Genomic DNA, 25,359 nt, shown 5'->3' with positions numbered 1-25,359 from the left:
CCCTTCCTCACACCGTGCCCCCTTCCCCCCTGGCAAGCTGCTGCCTGTAACGCTCTGCATCCCACGCGAGCAGCTCCGCAACCTGGTAGCAGTCGAGCGTGTGCAGAGGGGAATCGGGTGACTGGCGCGCCAGCACATCGTAAAAGCACTGGAGCTGAACCCGCTGCGCCGCGCTCAGAGTGGGCGCCGAGTAGACCCCCTCCCCTTTCACAAAGAAGAGTTCGGAGTCATTTCCCCTCTCGATGTCTTCAAGGACGTCATCGAGCGACGGGTAGCAGGCGGGACGCCCTCCAAGAAAAACCACATGGTCGGGGCAGAGCGCCCAGTCGCGCTCCAGCCGGTCAAAGAAAAGGGGATGTGACAGGTTCTGGATCCCGGCGCCGTCGACAGGAAGGTAGCACCTGCCGTCCGGCGCCAGCAGCGGCTCCGGCATTTTACCTTCCGTATCTCCGTGTGCCGCACCGGCAAGAGCGGCGCAGGTACCGGTCACCGTGGAGATAATCACCTCCAGGAGAGCATCGACCTCTTCCACATCCTTTCCACCGACCACCAGACCGTGATTCCTCAGAAATACCACCGCTGCCCCCGGGACTTCGACAAGCGCAGCGCGTACCGCCGCAGCCAGCGCGGCTCCCGGTTTGTGGTACCCCACGAGTGTCCAGGGAAGGGAAGAGCCGAAAAGGTCCTCGAGTTCAGCGCCGCAGGTGCTGCGCACAAGACGGGCCACGACTTCCACAGGGTGCAGATGCACGACCACGCGCTGCGGCATCAGGGCGTGCAGTAGCGTCTCGATCGATGGCCTCAGGGAGGATTCCCCGCGCACCCTGGGGCGCACCGAGAAATCGCCGAGGCTCAATGCTCCCCGCAGATGCACGAGGTCTACCGGCACGAAGATCTCTTCCTGCCCGGCATGCGCCAGCCAGGTACCGGAAGCCTTCACCCACAGGGTGTCGCCTTCCTTCCAGGAGACGTTCCCCCCGGCGCCCTGCACGAGCAGAGGATCCCCCCCGAGTCGCGAGCAGTAGCGGACGATCGATTCCCTCACGGCATCCCCCTTCACCGTGCGTCCTGCAGACGGGCGACGAGACGCCTCAGCGCGGCAAACTCCTCGAAAGCGGCATCAGGCGCGTCTTCACCTCTCCCCAGTTCAGCTCCGGGATGGAGTTTTTGCAGGGTCACCGCATTGATGTGCTCACGGCCGCCGCGGATGTCGTTCACCGGGTTGTCGCCGATCATCCAGATGCACTCCCCCTTCGGGCGGATCTTCTGCAGGGCCAGCCGGAAAGGCGCCTCGTGCGGCTTGTCGTATCCCGCCTCCTCACTGGTGACGATGTAGTCGAAATGATGATCGAGGCCAAAGTAGACCACCTTGCGGAACTGAATCTGGGCGGTGAGATCGGTGACGATGGCGGTGGGGATCCCCAGCAGCCGGATGTCGTCGAGTAACTCCCGCACCTCAGGAAAAAGGACGGCGTGGTTCAGAAAGCTCCGCCAGTACGTCTGCTCGAAGTCGAGGGCATGGAGCACCTGCGAGCCGAGCCCCATGATCTCCAGCATGCGCTGCACGTAGAGGAGGCGGCTGTGCGAGGATGCAGTGTTCTTCAGTCCCGCCTTCACCTGCTGGCGCGCCTCGCTGAATGCCCGGTCGAACTGCGCCTCCCCGATGGAGAAGGTGCGCACCACCTTTTCCTTCAGCGCCTGCTGCGCCGCCGCATGAGCGGGGTCGTACGGGTAGAGCGTGTTGTCCGTGTCGAAGATGATGGCGTCGGGGAGACGGGTGAGGCGGCCGGGATTGAGGATTTTCACTAGACGAACCTCCTGGTCAGTGCCTGGTTTATGTGGGTGAGGGTGACCAGCTGCATGAGACCGAGTGCGCCCCCCTCCCATCCCGGCTCTATGTCCAGGAACTCGAGGATCGAGGGGCAAAGCAGGCGGGCAGCCAGGGCGATATCCTCCGAGGAGGCGTCATCCTGGACGGAAAGGACAGCTACGCCCCCCTCCCCCTCCGCGATTTCCACGTGGAGCCCGCAGACCCCAACCAGCACCCTTCTCAGAAGCAGATCGTCCATCCCCAGACGCGAGCGCGCCACGAGCTTGAAAGTGAGGGGCTTTTCGCCGGGGTGCTCCAGGAGCCCCTCATGGGCCGGCTGGAGAGAGAGTATCAGGTCGGCGTGCTCCGCCTGGGGGCGGATGAAGCGCGCCGCATCCGGCTCCCTGCGCTCGAACGACTGGAGGACAGCGGCGGTGCTGTGCCCCCTTTGCTCGACGTCGCGCACCACCTTGAAGTGACGGCGCAGTCCCTCGTCGATGTCGAGAAAGATGCTCAGGTCGTAGCGGTCGCGCAGCATCGGCAGGTAGAGGGCGTGCAGGCCGCTGGCGATGATGAAGTCGTTGCTTTTTACCGTGAAGGGCCTGCTCATCTTGCCGGAGCCGTGGTCGTAGTGCCGGGACTGAATGCTCCTGCCGTCGGTGAGGGCCACCACCGCATTCACAAACCCCTCCAGGTCGTTCGCCTTCGGATTCAGATGGGTCATGACCTGCCACATCGGCTTCTGCCTGTCCCACAGGTGATAATCGTCCCCGGAGACGGTGGCGACGGAGTGACTGCCGAAAAGGGCGGCGAGCGCGTCGCAAAAGGTATCCTTCCCGGCCCCTGAGTCGCCGGCCACCCCGACGACAAACGGCTTGCGGCTCAGCCTGAAGTAGTCGTTGCGGGTGACCCCTTCACGCCAGATGCGCAGGGTCAGGATGACGCCGCTCGCCACCATGACGGTGTGCAGAAGGGAGGCGGCATGACTCCCCTCCCCCGCGCTCAGTCGGAAAGCGCCCAGCAGGTCGAGCGTCCCCCACCCCATGAGATGCAAGGGGGTGGTAAGGAGGGTGCTCAGCAGATAGAGCCCGGAAAAGACTCCCGCCAGGGCTATCCCCGTCGTCCCGCTCATCGCCTGGTACGATACGAGCCACGGCAGCGCCCAGATGAACCACCCCGGTGCCGCCGGGGTCATGAGGACCACCAGGAGAAATACCATGCCGAGGGTGGCGTGAAAAAGCTCGTAGTTGAGGCGTCGTACCCGCCAGACAAGGTACAGCATCACCAGGTAGATCAGGGGAACGAGGTAGATGCGGGTGTCCGCGCCGACATCGAGGGCCAGGCTGTAGACCCTGCCGATCTCCCGGTTGCCAAAGACCATCCGCCACCCGCTGTCGGAAAAGAGAAAAGGGAGGACGAGCACCGCCGCGGCGAGGAGCGCCCCCCTGACAAAGCGCGGCAACAGCTGCCTCAGCGCCCGGTTGTTGTACAGATAGATGACGAAGAAAGGGACCGCCAGCGCCATGCTCAGCTTTGCGGAAACGGCGGCGATGCAGGCGGCCCCCGCGCTTTGCAGGCGGAGCTCTCGGGTGAAGTACAGCGCGAGGACCAGAAGGAGCGCCGGGAGCACGTCGTTGAATCCGAGCCCGTAGCTTGCGAGGATCACGATGGGGGAGAGCCAGTAGGCCCCGAGGAGCAGCCGGTCCCGCCCGGGGAGCAGGCGGCGCAGCACGGACAGGAGGGCGCAGTCGCCGGCAAGGAGCGTGAAGCCGTAGGCGTACTGCAGGGGGATCCCGAGGACCTTTGCCGCAACGGTCAGCGGCAGGAAAAGAAACCACATGGCGTAGCCGTAGGGGAAGGCGAGCCCCGTCCCCCCGCCGTGCATCCAGAGGGACCACGGGTCCAGCGTGAAGCGCTCCGTCGTGGCGTCGAGAAAGGGGACGAACCAGTCTGTTACGGCCGAGGAGACGCTGGTAAAGATGAGGGCGAGGCGGATCGCCAGACCGAGCAGAAAAAGGAGATGCAGCGGCAGCTTCTTCACGTCACTGCGCCACCCTTTCCCAGAGATCGGGGCGCTTCGTGCACACCGCGTCCGCTTCGATCCCCCGCCTCCCCAGGAGCCGGACCAGCTCGGGTACCTCGGTGTCGGGGTCGCGCCCCTGGAGCTCGGGGGAGACGAGACAGAGCCGGAACCCTGCATCCTTCAGCCGGCAGGCATCCGCACCGGAGAGGGGAAAAGTGCTGAAGCAGTCGACCCAGACCCAGCGTGCCTTGCCGGCCAGGGCGAGCGCGGTTTCCACCGATTCGAACTCCGACACCCGTACCGCGCAGCGCCCCTTCAGCGCCGGGGCCCATTTCAGGAGGAAGGGGAAGGACTGATCGAGAAGGAAGTAGTCCTCCATGCCGCGCGACTCGAGGAGCTCGAGGAGGCGCCCTTCCAGTCCTTCCTCCTTCACGTTGAGGATGAGGGTCCCGTGCCTGTAGGCGCCGAGCCACTCCTCGAAAGGCTCCCCGGAGGCGAAGGGGTCGTGGTGGATGATGAGCTCGTCCCCGCGGCTGCGGATGTCCACCTCCACGCCGTAGCAGGCGGGGGTCGCCTTCAGCTCTGCCATGGTGTTCAGACGGTGCCGGATAATTTTCATCGTTTGAGCCTCTTTTTTAGCTGCAGGCTGAAAGAGACTGTCCTGCGGATGAATTTGCGCCTGGCGCTCCAGCTCACGTTCCAGTGGGAGACGCCGTGGGCCCGCTCCCCGAAGCGTACCGGAAAACGGCGCACCGCCATTTGCTGGCAAAGCGCCTGGTGGTAGGCGTAGAGATCGAGGGAGAAGTCGTGCGGCGGCTCCTGCCAAGTGAGGAAGAAGGCGCGCGGGAACATGGTGGGCTGGGCATTGATGTCCCACATCCTCTTCCCCAGAAGGGCGGTCTCGAAGAGGCTCATCCCGACGGTGAAGAAGGTATCCCCCAAGGGGCGGCCGTGGCGGCGTCCCTTTACCAGAAGGTTCGGGGCCTCGCCGTCGAAAAGCTCCAGTCCGCGCAGCGCGTCCAGAGGATCGGTCTGCAGGTCGGCATGGGTCCAGGCGAGGATCTCCCCTCTGGCATCCTCGAGCCCGGCGAGTATCCCCTTGCCGTACCCCTGATTCACCTCCACCGTGACGCTGCGGCAGCCGGGGTAACGGGGGAGCAGGTCCCGAAGGATGGCAGCGCTTTCGTCGGTGGAGCCGTTGTCCACCACGATGACCTCCACCCCGGGGACGCGGCTCACCTCGCCGCAGCGCTCAAGGAGGAGAGGGAGGTTCGCGGCCTCGTTATAACAGGGGATGATCAGGGATAGCCGCACGGTGTCACATCCGCGGGAGCGGCACTTCGGGGACGAGGGCCTGATAGCGCAGCGTAAGGGAGGAAAGCGCCTCCGGAGGGATGCGTCCGTCGAGCTCCATCAGGTAGCTGTGGCCGGACCACTTGTGGAAACAGGACTGCCAGTACTCGAAGCTTTTCAGGTCGTTCGGAGTCCCCCACGACAGATAGCCGTCCACCTCGAAGAGACGGCAGGTCAACCCGAGCTGGAGGGCGTCGTTGATGCACGAGTCGAGGTAGAACTCGCCGTTCACCCGGCCCTCCCGGCTCATCAGGCGCTGCACCACCCGGCGGAAATCCGCGGCGCTGCGGAAGGTGAAGGTGCCGATAACGATGGGGTCCGTTGCGGGGTCACCGAGCGGCTTTTTCACGGAGATCCCGCGAATCGCTCCTCTTTCGGCGTCGATCCAGCCGAACATCTCGGGGCGGCGCACGGCGTTTGCGTGGCCACGCGCGCCCCAGACGACGACGTCCGTTTCGGGGTCGTCGAGGAGGCGCCTCAAACGCTCCGGGTCGTAGAGGACGCCGTTGTCGCAGGCGCCGAAGGTGACGGGACCGGGCACCTCCCCCAGCGCGCGCTCCAGCGCCTCGAGCCCGGCCAGAGCTGTGCACGCCTGCCCTTCAGTTACGCCGGGGAGGGTCTCTATGACGGCGCCCGGATAGGTGTCGGCGAGCGTGCGGGAGATCTCACGGTGCCCCGGCATGTCGCTTCGCACGACGAAGACGTGGTTTGCAGCGACGGGGAGGTCACGGGTGGCCTGCACCACCATCGGCTCACCGGAAACGGGGATGAGCGGCTTAGGAACGGGGTACCCTTCCTGCGCAAAGCGCTCCCCCAGCCCCGCCATCGGAACCACCAGCGTCCCTGCCGGCAGGGACGGCACCTTTTCCGCCGCCAAATCCCGGAAAGCCGCGGACCACCCCCGGTATTCGGCGACATCCTCCGGGGTCCCCCACTGCATGAAGTGCTGCAGGGGGTACACCGCCACCGGAAGATCGTGCGCGAAGAGATGCCTGTAGGCGAGGCTCACGTAGTACTCCCCCCCTACCTGCCACCCCTGCTCCACGGCGGCGCGCAGCGCGTCGCTCATGAGCCTTCCCGAGGCAAAGTAGTAGGTACCGCTGGAGGCGAACTCCTGCATGCGGTCGCAGGTAAAGGGCTCCTTTTCGCGGATGTCGGAAACCCACCCCCCCTCTTCGCGCAGGTAGGCGTAGTTGGTACTCCCGAGGGAATGAGGGTGAAAGCCCCGGTAGGCGGGTATCGCCCCGGCACAGGCGGTCCGGGCGACGAAGGAGCGGAAGTGATCCCAGTCCCAGTAGCAGGTAAAGTCGCAGTAGTTTATCAGCACGGGGCGATCGGGATCGATCAGGTGCTCGACCTGCCGTACTGCGTGGACCGGACCGAGCTTGTGGGGGGGGATGCCGGCAATGCGTCCGGAGGGGGCATGGAGACGGAGCGTCTCCTCCATCCGGTAGTCGGGGTGCCGGAGATGATCCTCGTTGCAGATGAAGAGGAAGTCGGATTCGCCGGGGAACATCTCCACGACGTGCGCGATGATCGGTTTCCCGTCGATTTCTATAAGCGGTTTCGGCTCGGTGTACCCCGCGCGGCGAAAACGCTCGCCGAAGCCTGACATTGGAATGACGATCTGCACAAGGACCCTCTAGCTTTGCTGATTTTGCTGCGACACATTAACACCAGCCACGGGCAAGCGTCAACAATTCAGGGGAATGGAGCTAGGAAAGACGCCAAGGTTCTTGCTCGGGTAGAAGCTGAAGGCTCCGTAATCGCCGATGGTGCCGCAGCTTTTGCCGTTCCAGCGGGAACCGGTGGCCTGGGCCACGTCCTCGACCACGGCCAGCCCTCCATCACCAGTACTCGTGCCGGTTCTTGCGGTAGTAATCGAGGGTGCATTGCAGGCCGTCCACGAGGGGGACCCGGGGGTGCCATCCGGTGCAGCGGGAAAACTTGTCGTGGGAGGCGATGTAGTCGCCGATCTCGATCGGCTTCAGATCCTGGGGATATGCCACCAGCTCGTAGGCGCCGGAGCCGTTCAGGGTGATCAGCTGTTCCACGAAGTTCACCAGGGAGAGCGGCTCCCCCCCCAGGTTGTACACCTGGCCGTCGGTCTCGGGGGTGATCATGGCGAGGAGGAGCGCCTCCACCACGTCTTCTATGTAGTTCGTGTCGCGGATCTGGGAGCCGTCGCCGTAGATGCGGATCTTCTCTCCCTCGATCACCTGGCGCACGAACCAGTTCAGCACCCCCTGCCGCGCGTGCCTCATCTGGTGCCTGGGGCCGTAGGTGTTGGTGAGCCTCAGGGAACAGGCCCTGATGCCGTACACCTCGCTGTACAGGAGATGGTACTGCTCCCCCGCAATGTTGTTGATGCCGTTCACGTCGGTGGGGCGCAGGGGGTGCTCCTCGTCCACCGGGAGGTAGGTGGCGCGGCCGAATTGACCGCGGGTGCCGGCGAAGACGATCTTTACCCCCGGATTGTTCTCCCGGCACGCCTCCAGTATCCTCAACTGGCTCACGCAGTTGATCTCCAGGTCGGTGAACGGGTCGCGCATGGAGTCGATATGACTCAGCGTCCCCGCCAGGTTGAAGAGGAAGTCCTGTCCCTGCACGAGGTAATTGATGCTGCTGCGATCCCGGACGTCGGAGATATTGACCCTCAGGAGATCCTTCACCGGCTCCACGTTGAAGAGGTTCCCGCCGTACTGGGGAATAAGGGAGTCGATGACCGTCACCCGCGCCCCCAGTCCTACCAGGCGCAGCGCGAGAGAGCTCCCGATAAAACCGAGACCGCCGGTGATCAGCACCTTCTTTCCCTTATACGACTCGAACGACATGGTAATTCCCCTTTGCTTTCCTGTACAGGTAGCTGATGGCGCGTGCCAGCGGATGGCGGTCCGGCATGAGAGCCGTGGCGAAACCGGGGCACAGGAGCGCGACTTCCCGTTCCACGGTCGCCAGCCGTCTCAAGTACGGGAGATACAGGATCTCCACCGCCTCGCGTGGCAGCGGCAGGTACCCAAGGTCGATCCTGCCGCTCACGAATAACTTCACCATGTGGAAGTGGAAAAAGAGGACCGGAACCCCGTCCACCGTGGGCGCCTCGCTGCTGCCGGCAACCCGGTACTGCCGCACGTTCCAGTTCGCCACCCCCGCTCCGATATGCGAGCTTACCCGCACCCCCTCAAAGCGCTCCAGCCAGTCGTCCAGGTACTTCTGGTCGCCGAAGCGCCCGTCCTCCAGCCTGTCGTGGCACCACTCGAGGGTGCGCTCACACCACCAGTCGAGCGCCTCCCTCCCCCTGCGGTCGTTTCTGAAGGTGACGAACTGCACGCAGTAGCGCCCGTACTCCAGGTGGCTTTCAAAGAGCGGGGCGAAGCGGTGCTCGGTCAACAGTACCGATCCCTCCGTTGCGTCGTATTCAGCCAGCACCGAGGAGGGGGGGCGGTAGAAGAAGAGATCGGCGTCGAGATAGGTCACCTCCTCCAGCCGGAAGCGCTCCAGCACATAGCGGATCACGTGGCTCGCGCAGGTCCAGCAGTACTCTGCCCTGGAGCGGCTCTTCTTCACCTCCCGCAAAGGGGGGGATTCGAACTCCTCCAGCGCAATCGGCACCAGATGCGGCAGGGCGAGGCGCTGCAGCACTTGCAGGGAGAGGGGGTCGAAACAGACCACGTAGAGGGTGAACGGCTCGCCGGCCTCCATGAGGGAGCGGTGCATCAGCACCCCCCGGGTGAGATAGTTCGCGTCGAAAAGGGTGCAGAAATTACGCATCGGTACCGTTGCCGCACCCTGCTCCGGGGCGCACTCCCTGGCCTGCCATCGATCACCCATCGGTTCCTCGTCCTCCACTCCAACGCCGCGCATTCTCACCCCCTGGAGCTCCCCCGCTTCGCGAAGAGAAAGCCCTTGAAGCGCGCCACCTCGTCTCCCAGGTCGATCTCCCCCCCCAGGGCGTCAAAGCGCGCAATCACCTCGTACGCTTCGCTGAAAAGCTCCAGGAAAGGGTCCTCCCCGAGCATCCACGCGGGATAGCTCCCCCCGTAAATCTCCTGCGGCACGACCTGCACGGTGAGACGGTCCCCCCTCCCCTCGATGAAGGGGGTCCTGTCCACTACGACGTAGGAAGGGGCGCGGCTCAGGATGTCGCTGACGGTGCGATGCGGGCTTTCGAGGTACGGCAGCACGCTGGAAAGGAGGACCACGTCGGGATTGCGGTCGCAGATGCATTCATCCAGCGAGTAGTAGAATCTGAGCACCTCGTCCTCGAAGAGCTCCCTACCGCGCCTGACAAACGCTTCCTGTTCGACGATGCTCCACCTGAGCTGCGGGAGATGCTGCAGAAAGGCGCGGCACTGATAGTAGCTGCTCCCGAGAGAACCGCCGAAGTCCAGCAGGTTCAGCCGGTGATCCTCCCGGGAGGCGATCCACAGCAGTCCCGCCAGCAGGGGCCAGGCGTGCTGCACCTCGTCGAAAAGGACCGAGTCCCTCTCATAGACCGCCACCCCCTGCTTCACCTTGAGCAGTGACGCGCACACCTTTTCCAGGATGTGGCCGGAGTCGTAGCCGCCAGAGGCCCGTCTGGCGTCCTCCCAGCAGGAGTAGTCGCCGAAGTAGCCATACACCCTTTTCCTGCGGGCGAGGCAGTCGACGAGGGCGGGGGGGAGCCACCTGGAAAGCCGGTTCCTGACACGGTGCATCATCGGAACACTCCCGCCAGACGGGCGAGGAGCCTTTGGCAACGCGACGGCCGGATTTTCCTGAAGTAGCACTCGAAGGCATGCAGAGCGAAGCGGTCCTCCTCCGGCGGCAGGGGCGCCAGAGAGATGGGGCGGCTGGACATCTCCGTATCGTAGCAACGGACGTTGTCGCAGTGGGTGCCGCTCAGGTCGTTGCCGATATTGTGCACCAGCGACCTCCCGGGGTAGAGGGTCAGCCTGTCGTGCAGGAGGGCGCTGGCGTACCACCTGATGGCCCAGGAATCGTTCCGCCCCGCGATCTGATCCTCCAGGAGGCGGCAGTACGGATAGGTGCCGTTGAATTCGAAGCGCCGCTCCAGCTTGCGGGCGGCGAGAGCGGCCTGCAGCTTTCTCCCGTCCGGCTCGAAGAGGTCCCACCCCCGCTTCCAGGTCGCCCACCCCCAGCAGTCCGCGCCTTTGAGGAAAAAGGACTCCGGCAGCGTCTGCGCCACCGGGTAGAGATAGCCGTGAATGCTCACGACCTCCTCCACGTCGCGGTACAGCCGGAGGGCGTCGTTCATGTACCCCAGAAAGTGGGGGGAAGTCACCAGGTCGTCCTCGACGACGATGGCCTCGCCGAATTTCCCGATGGCATCGGACACCCCCGCAATGACCGAGCGCGCCACCCCGAGGTTCTCCTCCCGTTCCGTTACCTGCACCGATCTGAAGCCGCGGATCGTTTTCAGGTAGGCGCGCACCTCCCCCACCGCCTCGGCGGCAGCCGCTGTCCTTGCGGCATCGGAATAGACAAGGAGATCGGATTCCGGAGCCAGGGGGTTCCTTGCGAGGGCCTCCACCGTCTGGCGGGTGTGCCAGGGGCGGTTGTACACAAAGAGCACGATCGGTGCGGTGGTCATAGGTTCGTCCCCGGGGTCTTCCAGAAAAATGAGTGCGACATGGCTCGCCCCACTTTCCTGAGGGCAGTCCCCCACAGCCACACGATATTGCGCAGCATCCAGCGCGAGGGGCACGCCAGCACGATGAAACTGGTCCAGCACAGGAGGTTATCCGCCGACTTCATGGAGCAGAACTTGACGAGGCACTCTCTCAAGGAGTCGGCGCCGAGCGCGTGGTGGCCGGTCGTCTCCACGTTCAGGAAGAGCCGCACCTCCGGGGTGGTGGCCAGGCGCACCCCGCGGCGCCTGGCGCGCAGGGTGAACTCGTAGTCGGAAAGGTAATGGGGGAGCAGTCTCGGGAAGAACCCGCCCGTCTCCCTCACGTCCCCCATGCGCATGAAGAGCCCCCGCGTGGAGAAGCAGCCGATATCGTCATCGCTGAAAACCTTCTCGATACGCAACCGCGGCCAGTCGATCCGCACCCCCCGGTCGCACAGCACCCCGGTCGCCGCATCGAAGGCGTGCGCCAGAAGGAGGGTGCGCGGCCGTGCCGCAAGAAATGCCACGGCGCGCTCCAGAAAGTCCGGGTCGAAAGCCGTGTCGTCGTTGGCGAAAAGCACCACATCGGAGTCGGGGACCCCCTGCCGCTCAAGGAATCTGCACCCCTGCTGCAGGCACCCGGCCCACCACCACGACCCGCTCCCGGTGATCACGGTGACCTCCGGGATCTCCTCCCGCACCATGGCGGCGGTGCCGTCCCCCGAGCCGTCATCGACGAGCACCAGGCGGAAATTCCGATAACTCTGCGCCTTGAGGCAGGCCACGAAGCGCCGGGTCAGCTCGCGACGGTTGTGTACCGGGAGCAGGATGTGGATCATCACGGTCACGGCTTCCTCAGGAAAAAGAGAGAGTTGTCCCCCGCACCGCAAAGGTCGGCGACCCTCGTGAGCAGGTGGTTCACCTTCGTGCGATGCACGAGACGAAGGAGCGCGAGCACCGGACGCGCCCCCTTTCCGGTAACTCCCCCGGGGGACCAGAATGGCGACGCCACCCCCTGCCTCGGGCAGGTGACAAGATGCACCCACTGGTAGTAGAGCCATTCCGAAGAGGTGAGGGTGCGAGCCTCCACCAGCTCCAGTCCCGCCATCCCTGCGGCGAGCTCCATGGAGCGCCGCGAGAAGTGCTGCAGATGGTACGGCGCGTGCCAGTTGATCCAGCGACGGCCGAAGATGCGGGCACCCCAGCCGCCGGAGTTGGGGGTGCTGGCTACTACCACCCCTCCCGGCTTCAGCACCCGGGCGATACCGCGCAGGGTGGCGACGGGATCGGGGAAGTGCTCCACCACCTGATCGAGGGTGACGTAATCGAAGCTCTCCGGCGCGTACAGTTCGGGGTCGAAGAGACCGATCTGCACCTCGAGCTTCAGCGCCTGCGCGATGTGGCGCACGTTTTCATCCGCTTCCACGCCGTGCGCCTCGCACCCGCGCGCGCTGTGGTAGGCAAGGGTGGCACCGACCCCGCAGCCGATGTCCAGGACCCGCACCCCGGCCGGGACCCAGAGGTACGCGGCACAGCGCATACCGCCGAGCCACCCCCTGAAGCCCCGCGCCTCGGGGGCGGGGGAGAAATCGGCGAGATCGAAGGAGCCGCGCGGGTAATAGCGGGTGTACAGCTCGCAAAGCGCCGTCGCGTCCATATCCCGGAGGGCGAGCGCCTTGTGGCCGCAGGCGGGGCAGCGCGCCAGGGGAAAAAGTCCCGGATAGCCGTAACGGTCGTCGTACACCCGCCGCACCACAGCCATCGCTTCTGCGCAAATCGGGCATTGCATCCCGTCTCTCCCGGCGGTCGCCCCCAGCCCCCCCCTCTTCCGATGCGCCACGAGCTACCCCTTGACCCTTCTTACCGCCGCCGCCAGCCGCGCCACCGAAGCGGCGAGCACCCTGCGCGCCAGGCCGTCGCGGCCGGTAAAGCCGTGGGCGAAGGAAGGGTCGTATAGTGCCACCTGCGACATCGCCCGCTTCAGGGCATCCTGATACGGCTTGTAGACGAGCGCGAGCTCGTTTCCGGTGAAGGTGTAGCCGACGGCAGGCTCGAAAGCGCGCCGCGAGTAGATCCGCAGGGCGTGAAAGTGGTAGAAGACCAGGGGGTCGGCGTCCACCAGCACCCGGGCGCCGCATTTCTGCAGGCGGTAGTTCTTGATGTTCCAGGGGGCGAGCCCTCCCCCCTTGTGCTGCAGAATGTGGATCCCGGGAAATTCGCGGGGCCAGGCGTCGAGGTACATCTGGTCGCCGAAGCGCCCCTCCTCCTCCCGGTAGTAGCACCACTCGTTGCACTGGGAGCGCCACTTCGTGAGGACGCTCATGCCGATCTCGTCCCTCTTGAAGACCAGAAACTGCACGTTGAAGCGTCCGCTGGTCTTTTCCCACGCCTTGCGCTCCTCGCTGTAGCGATGCTCGATGACGAGCACCGAGGCGTCTCCCATCTCGCGGTACAGCGGCTCGGGATCGGAAAAGAAGAAGCAGTCGGCATCTATGTAGGTGACCGCGTCGATCCCGGCATCTTCCTTCAGGACGTACAGAGGGAGGGAGGGGCTGAGCGTCCAGTAGTACTCCACCGCGGAGCGATTCCTCTTCGCCCGGCGCAGTTCCTCGTCCTCCAGATCCTCCAGGCGGACCAGCCTGACGTTTTCCAGGGACATGCGCTCCAGAAGCTCATACGCCTCATCGCTGAGCGCCAGCACCCAAAGAGTGAAGGTCGGGGTGAAGGCCCGGAGCGAATGGTACAGGGCGAGCCCTTTGTAGAGGTAATTGTGGTCGAATAAGGTACAAAAGGTGCGATGCACGTAAGCTTCCTTAAGCCATCTTTTTTTCTGGGTTGAAGCCGCTCGCCGGCTCCTTCTTCAGGCTCACAAGCCGAGGCAGTTCTCCTGGCGGTAAAAAAAAGTGGTACACGAGGTGGAGGAGCAGCCGGGATTGATGCCCCAGAAGTCGATGTGCCTGAACCCCTTTTCCGAGACGAGCTTCCTGCCGGGGAGGTAGCTTTCACGCTGCGAGTCGTCGAGAATCAATACCCCAGCCGGCTTCAGTGCCTGCACTGCGTGCGCAAGGCAGTTGACCCGGTCTCTGCCGTCCACCACGATCAGGTCGTACCTTTTGCCGTCCGCGAGGCAGGTGCGGCAGTACCCCCCACCATACTCCAGCTCCGAAAAGATGAGCCGGACATTGGGCGCCATCCCCTCTTGCACCCTCTCAAACCAGACACGGTCGTGTTCAACGGCACTCACCGATTGGACCCTGTCGGCATAGAAAAGGGTGGAGTTCCCGCAGCCGTACTCGAAGAGATCGAAGTCGCGATGCAGGCGCTCCTTCAGAAAGCTCACGGCAGGATAGGTGAGCCAGGGAACCGGCTCGTTCTCCGCCCCCACCGGCATCCCTTTCTCGTAGGCGTTGAACCAGCCGATGTCATCCAGGTATCCCGGCTGCGCGAGAGTCCGGGCCGCGGCCTCCCTCGGTTCGAGGACGACCCGAAGGACCCGCTCCCTCATCAGGGGGTTCGCCAGAAGGGCCCTCGCCGCATGGTGGCAGATATTCCTGATCCTTTCTTTCATGGTTGATCCTGCTCTTTCAGGTCGAAGTCGTAATTGGCGTAGAAAGAACCCTGGCTGTGCGGCGGCAACCTCCCGGTCCTGTAGTAGTCCCCCCCCTCTACGAAGAAGGCGCCGGCGTTCTGGATCCAGTCGACCACTTCTCCGCCTGCGGAGGCGAAGATGGTAAAGAAGTACCTCCCCGGGGAGAGTTGCAAACGCGGCAGCGTTATCTCCACCGCAAGCGCGGAGGGCCCCACCTCACGGAAGACCTTGCCGAGGGTGTCGTTACTCATCCAGAAGATGCGCTCCCCGGCACTGTTGTCTATCCCCAGGTCGACTCGCAGCTCCTTCACGGTGGGGGCACCCCTTTGAAAGCTCAAGATGAGTTTGGCGCACTCACCGCTGGCGAAGGAGGCCACCTGGTCCCCCCTCTCGTTTACCAGGGTGACCTCGGTGAAGCGAATGGCGCCGTTCCCGGTGCGGTCTGTGCGATCACGAAGCGAAATGGCGGCCTGCTCGTTCACCCCGGCAAGGTAGCGCTCAATCACCACGGAGGTGTCGCCGTCGGCGCACACGGACCCCTTTTCCAGCAGGATGGTGCGGTTGCAAAGACTGCTGATGGTGGCCATGTTGTGACTGACGAAGACGACCGTGCGCCCCCCCCTGGCAGATACCTCCTCCATCTTTCCCAGACATTTCTTCTGGAACTGGGCATCCCCCACCGCCAGCACCTCGTCCACCAGGAGTATCTCCGGTTCCAGGTGGGCGGCCACCGCAAAAGCGAGCCGGACGTACATCCCGGAAGAGTAGCGCTTCACCGGAGTATCGAGAAACCTCTCTATTTCGGCAAAGTCCACTATCTCGTCAAACTTTTTTCTGATCTCCTGGCGCCCCATGCCGAGGATGGCGCCGTTCAGAAAGATGTTCTCGCGCCCGGTGAGCTCCGGGTGAAACCCTGTCCCCACTTCCAGCAGCGAGGCTACTCTCCCCCTTATGGAGACCGATCCGCTGCTCGGGTCCGTGATGCGGCTGAGGATCTTCAGGAGGGTGGACTTGCCGGCACCATTGCGGCCGATGATGCCGATACGGTCCCCCTGCCGGATCTGGAAGGAGACGTCCCTGAGCGCCCAGAATTCCTCGCACGGCGCATGGCTCCCGCCACCTGCGCCGATGATGCGGCGCCCCACGCGTTTCGCCCCCTCGCTCAGCATCTCCCGGAAGGACCCCGACGCTGCCCCCTGCCCCGCGTGCCGCAGCAGGTACTTCTTCCCCAGATTTTCCACGTTGATGACAGTCGACATCAAAGGCCCGTCCACCGGATTCTGCAAGGGAGTGTAATGCGCCGCCGTGCGGCCATGCGCTCTCTCATATCACGTCCGCAAAGCTGCGTTCCATGCGGCGGAAGTAGAGGATCCCGCCAGCGAAGATGAAAAGGACGAGGGCGCAGGAGAGGAAAAAGCCGGACCAGTTCACCGGGAAGGCATCCCCAAGGAGCGCCCAGCGGAAACCGTCGATGACGCCGACCATGGGGTTCAGGAAGTAGAAGAAGCGCCACTCCTCGGACACGATCGCGCTGGAGAATCCCACAGGAGAGACGTAGAGGCCGAATTGCACCAGAAAGGGGACCACGTGGCGGAAATCGCGGTACTTCACGTTGAGCGCAGAGAGCCAGAAGCCCGCTCCCGAGGCGGCGAGACAGGCCAGCAGGAAAAAGACCGGCAAAAGCAGAATCTTCAGGTCGGGAACGAAACGGTACCACGCCATGATCCCGCAGAGGATCAGGCTGGAGATGAGAAAATCGACCACGCTGACGATGACGGCGCTGGCAGGGACGATCACCCTCGGGAAATAGACCTTCGTCAGGAGGTTTGCGTTGTCCAGCAACGAATTGCTGCTCTCGGAGAGGGAGTTCGCGAAGAGCTGCCAGGGGAGCATCCCCGCGTACACCATGACCGGGTAGGGAACGCCGTTGGAGGGGAGCTGCGCCACCCTTCCGAAAATCAGGGTGAAGACCACCATGGTGAGGAAGGGGCGCAGCACGCTCCAGGCCACGCCGATCGAGGTCTGCTTGTAGCGCACCAGGATGTCGCGCCAAGCCAGAAAGCAGAAAAGCTCCCGGTAGCGCCACAGATCACGCCAGTAGTTCGCCGACGCAGAGGTTGGTGTAAGGATCAGATCGTAAGCCTCTGCCATGTCATTGCTCGTTTCAGCACTTCCGTGAAGGTTCTTCAGCCGGATCAAGAGAGCACCCCCTTGAGGGTGCGCGAAAGGAACCGGGCGCTCCTCGCCAGCAGGCGGCCGCAGTTCTTCAGGTAAAGGGGATGGTGACGCACGATCAGGAGCCCCATGGTGGCGATCTTGTGGCGAAGGCACATGGAGCGGTCCCGGGAGCCGGCGCGAATCCGGTAATAGTATAGTATTTCGGGGAGCTTGATAACCTTTTTGTTGAGCCGCGACAGCGAGATCCAGAAGTCCCAGTCTTCCCAGCCGTAGACGAAGCGGGGAGAGTATCCCCCTACCCTCTCCCAGTCCCCCTTGCGGTACATGGCGCAGGAGAGGATCAGGTTGTCGAAGAGGAGATCGGTGGCATCGTAGGGGGGGAGAGGCGGCACCCCCTCCCGTGCGCCGAACATCTCCTGCTCGCAATACACCACCCCCGCTGCGGGATCCGCATCGAGAATCGCCACCGCCTTTTCCAGGTACCTCTCCCCGATGAAATCGTCCGCGTCGAGCGGCAGGATGTATGCGCCACGGGCGCTGCTGATCCCGGCATTCCTGGCGCGGGAGACGCCGCAGTTTGCCGTGTGGATGACTCTCGTCTTCGGCCTTTGGTACTTCCGGAGGAGCTCCACCGTCTCCGGGTCGCTTGAGCCGTCGTTCACCACCACGATCTCGAAATCCTGATAGCTCTGGGCGAGCACCGACCCCACCGCCTGGTCCAGGTAGGCGCCGTGGTTGTAGCAGGGGATGATCACCGAGACCTTTGGGGCGGCACTCACGCGTCACCACCGGTGGCGCCGTCGGCTGAGGCGGCGAGCCGATTCATGAAAAGGCGGTTCAGATGCCGCTTGACGAGGTACTCGATCCGGTACGGAAGCCGCCACAGGCCGCGCTCCTCCAGAAAAGCGCAGCGTACCCGGAATTCCTCGGCATAGGCCGCTGCAGCCTGGGCGGTAGAGCGGCTCCCCCCGTGCACCCTGAAGGAGGCGAGCGCCTGCGGCACGAGGATCGGGTTGCCAAGCGCACCGAGCCTGAGCCAGAGGTGGTAGTCCATGCAGAAGCTCAAGGAGGTGTCGAATCCCCCGCAGGCGAGAAAGGAGGTGCGCCGCACGAAAGTCGCCGGGTGCAGGAGTATGTTTGAGTGGATCAGCCTGCGGCAGGAGTAGCGCCTGACCTTCACCTCCCTCAGGAATCGCCCCTCCCGGTCCACGAGATGGACCCCACCGGTGAGCCAGTGGGGGTCACCATGCTCCACCCACGCCGAGGCCACCGCCTCCAGTACTCTCTCGTGCGGATAGAAATCATCGGAGTGCAGGTGGGCCACTATCTCGCCGCTCGCCATGCGCACCCCCTTGTTCATGGCATCGGAGATCCCGCCGTCCGGCTCGGAGACCCAGCGAACCCTCGGGTCACGGGCGGCGTGGGCCTTGATGATCTGCACCGTCGCGTCGCAGGATCCGCCGTCCACGATGATGTACTCCAGGTCGCGGTACGACTGCCCGAGAACGCTCGTGATGGTCTGCTCAAGATATGAGGCGCTGTTGTGGCAGACGGTGATCACCGAAATCCGCATCGATCAGTTCCTCACCATCCAGAAGGAGCCGGGCTCGCACCCGCTCTCGGTCGCCATCACCGGGCAGCTCGCTGCCAGCTCCTCGAAGTGGTGGTGCTTCAAATAGTTGAGGGCTCCGATGATTCTGAAATGGTTGTTGAGAGTCAGAAAAGCTTCCAGCAGGTACTGTTCGTTCCAGAACTTCACCTCGTGCACCACCCACCTCTCGAAATAGTCTTTCGGTGACAGGACGTCGTGGACGTGCACGAGCACTCCCGATCTGAGGAGGGGGAGGATTTCGAGGTAGATGGCGAGCACGTCCCCCTGCGGTTTTATGATGTGGGAGGAGTCCACAAAGAGGATGTCCCCTGCTCCGAGCTCCGCGAAGAGGGCGCGATCCACCGTCTCCACCCGCTCGCGAATCACCTCGACCCCGGCCTGCTCAAGCCAGGGCATTTCGTACGGCTCGATGCAGACGTGCCTGCAGCGGTACCCCTCCCGCTCCTGCGCGTTCTTTTTCAGTGCGTTTCTGACCATGAGAGTCGAGTTGCCGCTGCCGATCTCGATGACGGTGCGCGGGGTGAACCGTCGTACCATGGAGTAGAGGAATTCCGAGTCCCCTGCTCTGAAGAAGGGGTTGTCGTAGCAGTATTCCAGAGGTGAGCCGCTGCGGGTGGGGAATTGCAGGAGCTCGGCGCCGTAGTGCAGTTCCCGCAGCAAAGCGAGCTGTTCCTCCACATTGAGATCCACCCCCGGGAGGGTCCTGTCCTCCCCGAGCGGGCGGGTCAACTGCCGGTGGTCGAACTGCGGCTCGTAGTAATGACGCACGACGGGAAAGACGCCGACCTTCAGAAGGATCTTCCTGGTGAGAGGCATCCTGTCGATCTCCCCCCTCCTGATGAAGGAGAGGAGGAGCGCGCTGAAGAGGGTAAACGGAGCCAGGAAGAGCTCGAGCACAGGGGAGATCCTGTGCAGCGCAGAGAAAAGAAGCGACAACGCTTTGTTCACAACGGGTCCTCGAAAAAGAGATCGCAATAGAAGGTGTCTATGCAGGGCGCCTCAGCCGGGGCGGACGACGGGGCGCGCGTCCTCCCCGCCGCAGAGAAGCCTGAGGAGCATCGCCGCCCTGTCCCATTTGCCGAGGAGGAGCCGCACCGCCAGGGTCCCCAGGAGTCCCAGGTAGACGGTGGGGAGCGCCTCCGGAAACCATCGCCGGGTAAAGAAAATCCTGTTCCTCGCGTTCCAGTAGTCGCAGGCTGCGCTCTTTGCGGCGGGATTGCTGCTTGTCCCTACGCTGGCACCGACCTTGTGGTACACCACGCTCTCGGGAGCATAGACGACGCCGTAGCGCCCGGCGGCGCGCAGCACCCAGTCGAGCTCCTCGAAATAGAGGAAGTACTCCTCGCACAAAAGCCCGACCTCCTCGAGGAACCCCTTCGACACCATCATGGAGGCGCCGACGGGGTAATGCAGGAGGCGCTCGATACGGTCCCGGTCGGGGCGCGCCGGCCACCTACTGAGCCGCCCGAGGTGCCAGGCAAGCCCCAGCCACTTGCAATACCACCCGCCCCCCAGCGCCTGCACCCGGGAGGGGTCGTGGTAGTGCAAAAGGGTGGCGGCACAGAGCCCCCCCTCTGCGCTCTCCGCGAGGCGCGCGGCCATGGCTCTCATGGCATCCGGCTCCACCACGGTGTCATTGTTCAAAAGCCAGGCATGGTCGAAATCGCCGCGGGCAAGGGCGTAGCGCAGCGCCACGTTGTTCCCGCCGGCAAAGCCCAGGTTTTCCCCGCAGTCGATGAGGACGAGGGGCGCTTCCTCCCCCACCTCCCCTCCCGACTCCGCAGCGCGGCGGTCGTAGCGCGCGAAGGGGAGCGCCCTCACCCTCGGGGGGTGATGCAGCCTTGCGAGGGTGCCGCGCCGAGCCGGAGGGAGCGAGCGCCCCCCCTCAGCCCACTGCGCGATTTTGTCCAGAGATCCGTCACCGGAACCGTTGTCGCAGACGAGCACCCGAAAGCGAGGGTAGTCGGAACGGAAGAGGGAGTCGAGGCAGGCTACAGTATCTTCCCAGCCGTTGTAGTTGACGAGCACCACGTACACGCTCATCGGTAGATACCGAAGGCGGTCAGCACCACCCACAAAAGCCCGGTGACGCAAAGGGGGAGGTCCTTCAGGAGCGCGTCCGTCGGGTCCCCTCCCCCCCCCGCCTTCACCCGCAAGGTGTAGCGCAGCAGACCGAAGGTGCACAGCGGCACCGTGTAGATGAGCGCATGGCGGGAGAGGGTGTACATGGCGTAGGTGACGAGGACCGCGGCTCCGGTGATCCCCATGGCGAGCTCCAGAAACCCCTCCGGGTACCCCTCCAGGCTCTTGCGGTGGTTTGCCGCATTGTCGGCGAGCCCCCCCTTTTCGCACAGTCTCTTACCGGTGCTGAGAAAGACGGCAAGGAGAAAGACCGACAGGAAGAGCCACTCCGAAATGATCACTCCGAAGGCGGCCCCTCCCCCCTGCAGGCGCAGCACGAATCCGGCGGCGATACAGAAGATGTCGACGACGGGGAGGGCCTTCAGCCCCAGCGTGTAGCAGGCGTTGATGAGGAGGTACGCCGCGAGGAAGGGGAAAAACCCTCCGGGAACACGGCTGCCGCAAAAAAGGGCCCCAACGAGAAGGCAGACCCCGAAGAAGGTGGCGCGCCCCCGGGAGATTTCCCCGCAGGCGACCGGCCTCCCCTTTTTAACCGGGTGATGGCGGTCCCTCTCGGCATCGTGCACGTCGTTGAAGACATAGGTCGCGCTGGAGGCGAGACAGAAGGAGAGTATCGGCAGCACCCCCCTTTGCAGCAGCGCAGGTTGCAAAAGCGCGCCGGAGAGGAAGGGGGGGAAAAGGAGCATCAGGTTTTTCAGCCACTGGTGGGCGCGCAGAAGGCGCAGGTACGGGGTCATTGCTTCCCCCCCAGTCTGGCGGCGAGCTTCGCGGCAGCCTCCTTGTAGAAGGCCTCCTCCGGAGCGGCGGCACAGCGGGCGAAGCAGGAGAGAGCCCGCGCCTCGTCTCCACGCCCAAGATGGAGCTGGCCGTTGTTGTACAGAAAGAGCGTGTCGCCGGTTTCAGCGTAGAGCCGGTCGCCAACCTCGATCAGTTCGCTTGCCAGGGAGTCCCGCTCCCCCCCCGAAGCATGGCGCAGCATGGCGTAGTCTTCGTCCCGCAGGATTCTGAGGAGATCCGGGTCCGTGCGGACCCTGTCCCATCCGTACCCCAGGAGGAGGGTGCGCCGCTCCTGCGGGGTCTTCGCCATCTTCACCCGGATGAGGATCCGGTTGCGCCGGATCAGTCCCTGCACCAGCTCGCTCGGGCGAAGGGTGGAGGCCACCTCGAGTTCCTTCTCGGCCTCGGCCAGCCGGCCGGAGGTCGCCAGGGCGGCGGCGAGCTCGTTGTGCAGCATGCCGAAGTCCGGGGTCTTCGACACGGTGTCGGTGAAGAGGGAGAGATTGGAGTGCCACACGGTCGTGCGCTGCACCGTGGAAAGGGCGGCAGCGGCGAAGAGAAGCCAAAGAGCAGGAGCGGCCATCGGGCGCAGACGCAGGCGCTGCGCCACCTCGTGAAGGTAGCCGACAACAGCAATGGAGAAGAAGGCGCAGGGAAGGTACAGATAGCGCTCCGCCACCACGGTCCAGGTCATGTCCAGCACCCCCACGAGGATGGCGGGGAGGAGAAAAAAGGCCCCGGTGCAGAACAGGAGGAACCACGGGCTTCTTTTACGGGCGCAGCCAAGAAGAAGGAGAGCAGCCGCCCCGGGAACCGCGTACCACGGCGATACGGAGGTGATGGCGAAGCAAAGGGGCCAGGGAAAAACCATCTTCTTGAGGTAGAAACCCCACACCGACAGGAACAGCACGAGGGAGTCCAGGCCGTGCAGCATGGCGCCGCCGGTGACACCGGCAGCAAGCTTCGCCGCACTGTTATGCCCCCCCAGGCGCGAGGCGAGGACGACGGCGGCCCCGGCGCAGAGGCAAAGATAGAGTCCGGCAAGTACCGTCACCTGCTGCCGGAACCGGTCGCAACGCTCGGGGTGCAGTGTGCGCCAGCAGAAAAGGAGAACGAAGGAGGCGGGGACAAAGAGTATCGCCGTCTCCTTGGCCATCACCCCCACGAGGAGGAGGAGTACGGAGAGTACTGTGTACCTTGCCCTCCCCGTCTCGGCGCCGCGGCACAGGGAGAGGGCAGACCCGAGCACGAAGACAGCGGCCAGCGGATCGGTGCGGCCGGCGATCCAGCTCACCGCTTCGGAGTTGACGGGGTGCACTGCAAAAACGAGGGCTGCCAGGAAGGGAAGACGGGGAACGGCAGTCCCGAGAAGGCGGCAGGCCAGCAGGTACAGAAGGACTACGTTCGCGCCGTGGATCAGGACGTTTTCCAGGTGCATCAGGAAGGGGGAGTGGCCGAAGATGCGGGCATCGAGGAAATAGCTCAGGGCGATCAGGGGGCGATAGTAGTACCCCTCCCCCGCCCTGAGCACGTCGAGAAGGGACAGCCGGCTGCTGCCGTAGAATCTCATGATCGCGGCGTCGTCTATGGAGACGATCGTCCCCCACAGGGCACCGCAGTACACAACAGCGACGGCCGCAACAAGAAGAGCGATTTCCTTACTTTTTGACGGCAACGTCGTCTGCGAGAACGTCAAGTAGATACGCCTCCATATCCTTGCGCTGCGGCTCGATCCGCTCGATGACGGCGCCGCTAGCGCAGAGCTCCCCGAGAACCTGCTGCAGACGGGACTTCTCCACCGCCAGCTCCTCGAAGGTGCCGGTCCGGTTCACCTGCAGGAGGTAACCTTCGACGCCACTTTGCAGGATATTGGCGACGCTGTCAACGGCCCGCAGGCGCCCCCCGCCAACGATCCCCACCCTGTCGCACACAACCTCGATGTCCGCCGTGATGTGGGTGCTGAAAAAGACCGTTTTCCCGCTCGTTTTCAGCTCCTTGATGATCTCCTTCACGAGCGCCCTGCCGATGGGATCGAGCCCGCTCATCGGCTCGTCCAGGATGTACAGGTCCGGGTCGTGCAGCATCGCCTGGGCGAGCCCCAGCCTCTGCACCATCCCCTTGCTGTATCCCCTCACCGGGCGGTCCGCGGCGGAGGCGAGATCGAGGAGCTCCAGCACCTCATGGCTGCGGGTCCTGATGGCGTCCTCGCTCATGCCGAAGATGCGCCCCACGAAGAGGAGATATTCGCGGGCAGAGAGAAAGTCGTAGAAGGAGGGATTCTCCGGGAGATACCCCACCCTCAGGCGGGAGCGGGGGGAACGGGCCGGCTCACCGAAGATGGTGATGCTCCCCGACTCCGGGCGCACGAGCCCGATGATCGACTTTATGGTGGTGCTCTTTCCGGCGCCGTTCGGCCCCAGGAAGCCGAAGACCTCGCCGGGACGCACCTCCAGCGAGAGGTCCTTCAGGGCGGTGACCTTCGCGAGCTTCTTGCCGCGGTAGGTCTTGGAAAGGCCGGAGATCTCGAGTGCATTCATCAATCCATTCTCCTGCTGGGAACTCCCCCCTTCTGCTGCGGGGGGGTGGAGGGGCGGGCGAACTTGCTGGTGCTGCGCACCACACCCTTTTCGTCCAGGTAATACTCGCCGCCGTACGGGTCGCGGGGGATGCTCTTCAGGACCCCCTTCGCGACGAGATCGGAGACGCGGGCGGGGGGGGTGCCGAACCTGCGCCGGTATTCCTCGGCCCCCTTTTGTACCGTCAGCGCCCCGATCAGCGCCTGCTTCCGTATCTCGTACAGGGCGATCATCTTCCGGTCCGTGGTGCGCCTCTGCATGAACTCGATGAAGCGCAGCGCCATCTCGTTTTGTCCCGACTCGGAGAAATAGCGGGCGGAGAGGTTCACCATGAGAGGGTCGTGCGAGAGCTTCGCGGCCTTCTCGAAGTACGGCGCGGCGGCCGCGTAGTCCTTCCTGAAATAGGCGTTGTTGAAGCCCAGGAAGAAAGGGAGCTGGTAGTCCCAGGTGCGGTAGCGCATGCCGAACTCAAGGAGTCGGTTCACCTCGTCGATCCTGCGCAGCTCCCAGGTGAAGGCGGCCTGGGTGAAGTAGTACACGTCGCTGTTCCAGGGGTCGAGCTTCGCCGCCGTCTGAAGGGTGTCGAACATGTTCTCGTACTCCGGCTTCAGGTAGATCTTTTCCCTGAATTTCTCCACCAGTGTCCCGTAGTAGAAGAGGACCTTCACCACCGCGTACTGCGCGATGAACTGCCTGTTTCCCCCGGAGAGGGGACGCAGCACCTCGGGGCTCGGCATGGTCCCCAGCTTCACCGCCAGCGGCCGGTGTGCTACCGCGGTGGTGAAGGGAACGATGACGGCGAGATAGCCGCAGAGAAAAAGGGCGCAGACGATCCTGCCGATCATGCCAGCTCTCTTCTGGAGAAGCTCCACACAGCCACCGAGAGAGCGAGTCCCGTGTAGCAGACGAAGTAGATGCAGGTAAGAACGAGTGTGCCGGGGGAAAGGGGGAGCGCGTAGATCGCCTGGGTCTTCAGGTCGAAGGCGGAGAAGTTCGGCAACAGGTAGTAGATCCCCTTGATCAGGGCCCGGGACGAGGGGAGGAGCGCCTGCCCGTAGGAGCCGCTGAGCATCTCGAAGACGTCCTGGCTGGCGCTTCCTGCGAGATAGATGGCAAAGGAGGCGAGAAAAGGGAAGTAAAAGGAGGTGCTCACCGCTGAAAAGAGAAAAGCCAGGGAAAGAAGCATCACGTTCTTCAGATACTCGAAGCACACCGCCGCGGCGAAGACATCCCAGCGCACCGGGATGTCCGCGGGGTACGACGCCGCCGCCACCTTGATGGCGAGCACGGAGCCGAGTCCGAAAAGGGCGGCGATAGCGGCCAGCAGCGTAGCGATCGCCAGGAACTTCCCCACCACAAGGGCGCCTCTGGAGACCGGAAGACCGAGAACGGAGGCGGTGTAGCGTTTTTCCACGTCGCGCCAGAGAGAGGAGGCGCCGGTGAGGACCGCCACCACCAGGAGGAGGAGCGAGAGCGCCGACAGGGAAAGGGTCACCGAAAGCTCCTGGACCTGGCGCAGGGAAAACATGCTGAAAAGCGGAATCAGCAGGAGCACCAGGAAGGCCAGGGAAAGGAGGAGATAGAGCAGCCGGTCACGCAAAAGGGAGGTGATGCTCAACCGGAAGAAATTCTCGAATGTCGACATGTGCAGCCCCTTCAGGCACTCGAAAAAAACGGGGTGCACGTGG

General features: G+C 63.9%; 26 protein-coding genes. All 26 read right to left on the bottom strand.

Annotation, left to right across the window (positions count from 1 at the left end):
* Positions 1-7: 7 nt before the first annotated feature.
* Positions 8-1,045, bottom strand: coding sequence for a class II aldolase/adducin family protein (locus LPW11_RS17800; protein ID WP_230995220.1), 1,038 nt, complete (start codon positions 1,043-1,045; stop codon positions 8-10).
* A gap of 11 nt (positions 1,046-1,056) precedes the next feature.
* On the bottom strand, positions 1,057-1,806 hold the full coding sequence (locus tag LPW11_RS17795; protein WP_230995219.1) for an HAD family hydrolase: 750 nt from the start codon (positions 1,804-1,806) through the stop codon (positions 1,057-1,059).
* Complete coding sequence (locus LPW11_RS17790; RefSeq protein ID WP_230995218.1) at positions 1,806-3,851, bottom strand: hypothetical protein; 2,046 nt, start codon at positions 3,849-3,851, stop codon at positions 1,806-1,808. The genes LPW11_RS17795 and LPW11_RS17790 overlap by 1 nt, the downstream gene beginning before the upstream one ends.
* A 1-nt stretch (position 3,852) precedes the next feature.
* Positions 3,853-4,452 (bottom strand): hypothetical protein, encoded by a 600-nt coding sequence (locus LPW11_RS17785; protein WP_230995217.1) that lies wholly within the window; start codon positions 4,450-4,452, stop codon positions 3,853-3,855.
* The gene (locus LPW11_RS17780) at positions 4,449-5,147 is read right to left on the bottom strand and encodes a glycosyltransferase family 2 protein (protein ID WP_230995216.1); all 699 of its coding nucleotides are present in this window, start codon (positions 5,145-5,147) and stop codon (positions 4,449-4,451) included. The genes LPW11_RS17785 and LPW11_RS17780 overlap by 4 nt, the downstream gene beginning before the upstream one ends.
* A 4-nt stretch (positions 5,148-5,151) precedes the next feature.
* Positions 5,152-6,819 carry an NTP transferase domain-containing protein gene (locus LPW11_RS17775; RefSeq protein ID WP_230995215.1) on the bottom strand — a complete coding sequence of 556 codons (1,668 nt, stop codon included), beginning with the start codon at positions 6,817-6,819 and terminating at the stop codon, positions 5,152-5,154.
* 60 nt (positions 6,820-6,879) lie between these two features.
* Positions 6,880-7,020, bottom strand: a complete 141-nt coding sequence (locus LPW11_RS17770; RefSeq protein WP_230995214.1) for a DegT/DnrJ/EryC1/StrS family aminotransferase — start codon at positions 7,018-7,020, stop codon at positions 6,880-6,882.
* A gap of 13 nt (positions 7,021-7,033) precedes the next feature.
* The gene (locus tag LPW11_RS17765) at positions 7,034-8,020 is read right to left on the bottom strand and encodes an NAD-dependent epimerase/dehydratase family protein (protein WP_230995213.1); all 987 of its coding nucleotides are present in this window, start codon (positions 8,018-8,020) and stop codon (positions 7,034-7,036) included.
* Positions 8,001-9,050 carry a hypothetical protein gene (locus LPW11_RS17760; protein ID WP_230995212.1) on the bottom strand — a complete coding sequence of 350 codons (1,050 nt, stop codon included), beginning with the start codon at positions 9,048-9,050 and terminating at the stop codon, positions 8,001-8,003. Before LPW11_RS17760 ends, LPW11_RS17765 begins: the two co-directional genes overlap by 20 nt.
* 2 nt (positions 9,051-9,052) lie before the next feature.
* Positions 9,053-9,886 (bottom strand): methyltransferase, TIGR04325 family, encoded by an 834-nt coding sequence (locus LPW11_RS17755; RefSeq protein ID WP_230995211.1) that lies wholly within the window; start codon positions 9,884-9,886, stop codon positions 9,053-9,055.
* Positions 9,883-10,779 carry a glycosyltransferase gene (locus LPW11_RS17750; RefSeq protein ID WP_230995210.1) on the bottom strand — a complete coding sequence of 299 codons (897 nt, stop codon included), beginning with the start codon at positions 10,777-10,779 and terminating at the stop codon, positions 9,883-9,885. Before LPW11_RS17750 ends, LPW11_RS17755 begins: the two co-directional genes overlap by 4 nt.
* Complete coding sequence (locus tag LPW11_RS17745; RefSeq protein ID WP_230998316.1) at positions 10,776-11,636, bottom strand: glycosyltransferase family 2 protein; 861 nt, start codon at positions 11,634-11,636, stop codon at positions 10,776-10,778. The genes LPW11_RS17750 and LPW11_RS17745 overlap by 4 nt, the downstream gene beginning before the upstream one ends.
* A gap of 5 nt (positions 11,637-11,641) precedes the next feature.
* A complete protein-coding gene (locus LPW11_RS17740) occupies positions 11,642-12,586 on the bottom strand; it encodes a methyltransferase domain-containing protein (RefSeq protein WP_230995209.1) in 945 nt (314 codons plus the stop codon).
* Positions 12,587-12,640: 54 nt separating this feature from the next.
* Positions 12,641-13,600, bottom strand: coding sequence for a hypothetical protein (locus LPW11_RS17735; protein ID WP_230995208.1), 960 nt, complete (start codon positions 13,598-13,600; stop codon positions 12,641-12,643).
* Between the two features lie 63 nt (positions 13,601-13,663).
* A complete protein-coding gene (locus LPW11_RS17730) occupies positions 13,664-14,365 on the bottom strand; it encodes a class I SAM-dependent methyltransferase (protein ID WP_230995207.1) in 702 nt (233 codons plus the stop codon).
* Positions 14,362-15,645 (bottom strand): ABC transporter ATP-binding protein, encoded by a 1,284-nt coding sequence (locus LPW11_RS17725; RefSeq protein WP_230995206.1) that lies wholly within the window; start codon positions 15,643-15,645, stop codon positions 14,362-14,364. Before LPW11_RS17725 ends, LPW11_RS17730 begins: the two co-directional genes overlap by 4 nt.
* A 64-nt stretch (positions 15,646-15,709) precedes the next feature.
* Positions 15,710-16,537: an ABC transporter permease gene (locus LPW11_RS17720; RefSeq protein WP_230995205.1), complete on the bottom strand. Its 828-nt coding sequence runs from the start codon at positions 16,535-16,537 to the stop codon at positions 15,710-15,712.
* Positions 16,538-16,581: 44 nt separating this feature from the next.
* A complete protein-coding gene (locus LPW11_RS17715) occupies positions 16,582-17,343 on the bottom strand; it encodes a glycosyltransferase family 2 protein (RefSeq protein WP_230995204.1) in 762 nt (253 codons plus the stop codon).
* Positions 17,340-18,137 carry a glycosyltransferase family 2 protein gene (locus LPW11_RS17710; protein WP_230995203.1) on the bottom strand — a complete coding sequence of 266 codons (798 nt, stop codon included), beginning with the start codon at positions 18,135-18,137 and terminating at the stop codon, positions 17,340-17,342. The genes LPW11_RS17715 and LPW11_RS17710 overlap by 4 nt, the downstream gene beginning before the upstream one ends.
* Before the next feature lie 3 nt (positions 18,138-18,140).
* A complete protein-coding gene (locus LPW11_RS17705; protein ID WP_230995202.1) occupies positions 18,141-19,124 on the bottom strand; it encodes a class I SAM-dependent methyltransferase in 984 nt (327 codons plus the stop codon).
* Between the two features lie 51 nt (positions 19,125-19,175).
* On the bottom strand, positions 19,176-20,219 hold the full coding sequence (locus tag LPW11_RS17700) for a glycosyltransferase family 2 protein (protein ID WP_230995201.1): 1,044 nt from the start codon (positions 20,217-20,219) through the stop codon (positions 19,176-19,178).
* Complete coding sequence (locus LPW11_RS17695) at positions 20,216-21,055, bottom strand: decaprenyl-phosphate phosphoribosyltransferase (protein WP_230995200.1); 840 nt, start codon at positions 21,053-21,055, stop codon at positions 20,216-20,218. The genes LPW11_RS17700 and LPW11_RS17695 overlap by 4 nt, the downstream gene beginning before the upstream one ends.
* Positions 21,052-22,791: a glycosyltransferase family 39 protein gene (locus LPW11_RS17690; RefSeq protein WP_230995199.1), complete on the bottom strand. Its 1,740-nt coding sequence runs from the start codon at positions 22,789-22,791 to the stop codon at positions 21,052-21,054. The genes LPW11_RS17695 and LPW11_RS17690 overlap by 4 nt, the downstream gene beginning before the upstream one ends.
* A complete protein-coding gene (locus LPW11_RS17685; protein WP_230995198.1) occupies positions 22,754-23,632 on the bottom strand; it encodes an ABC transporter ATP-binding protein in 879 nt (292 codons plus the stop codon). The genes LPW11_RS17690 and LPW11_RS17685 overlap by 38 nt, the downstream gene beginning before the upstream one ends.
* Positions 23,632-24,516, bottom strand: coding sequence for a hypothetical protein (locus LPW11_RS17680; protein ID WP_230995197.1), 885 nt, complete (start codon positions 24,514-24,516; stop codon positions 23,632-23,634). The genes LPW11_RS17685 and LPW11_RS17680 overlap by 1 nt, the downstream gene beginning before the upstream one ends.
* Entirely contained in the window at positions 24,513-25,316 is an 804-nt protein-coding gene (locus LPW11_RS17675) for an ABC transporter permease subunit (RefSeq protein ID WP_230995196.1), read from the bottom strand. Before LPW11_RS17675 ends, LPW11_RS17680 begins: the two co-directional genes overlap by 4 nt.
* Positions 25,317-25,359: the final 43 nt, after the last annotated feature.

The organism is Geomonas sp. RF6 (assembly GCF_021044625.1).
Classification (GTDB): Bacteria; Desulfobacterota; Desulfuromonadia; order Geobacterales; family Geobacteraceae; genus RF6.
The sequence above is the reverse complement of the archived record's forward strand: the minus strand, read 5'-3'. Positions and strand labels throughout refer to the sequence as shown.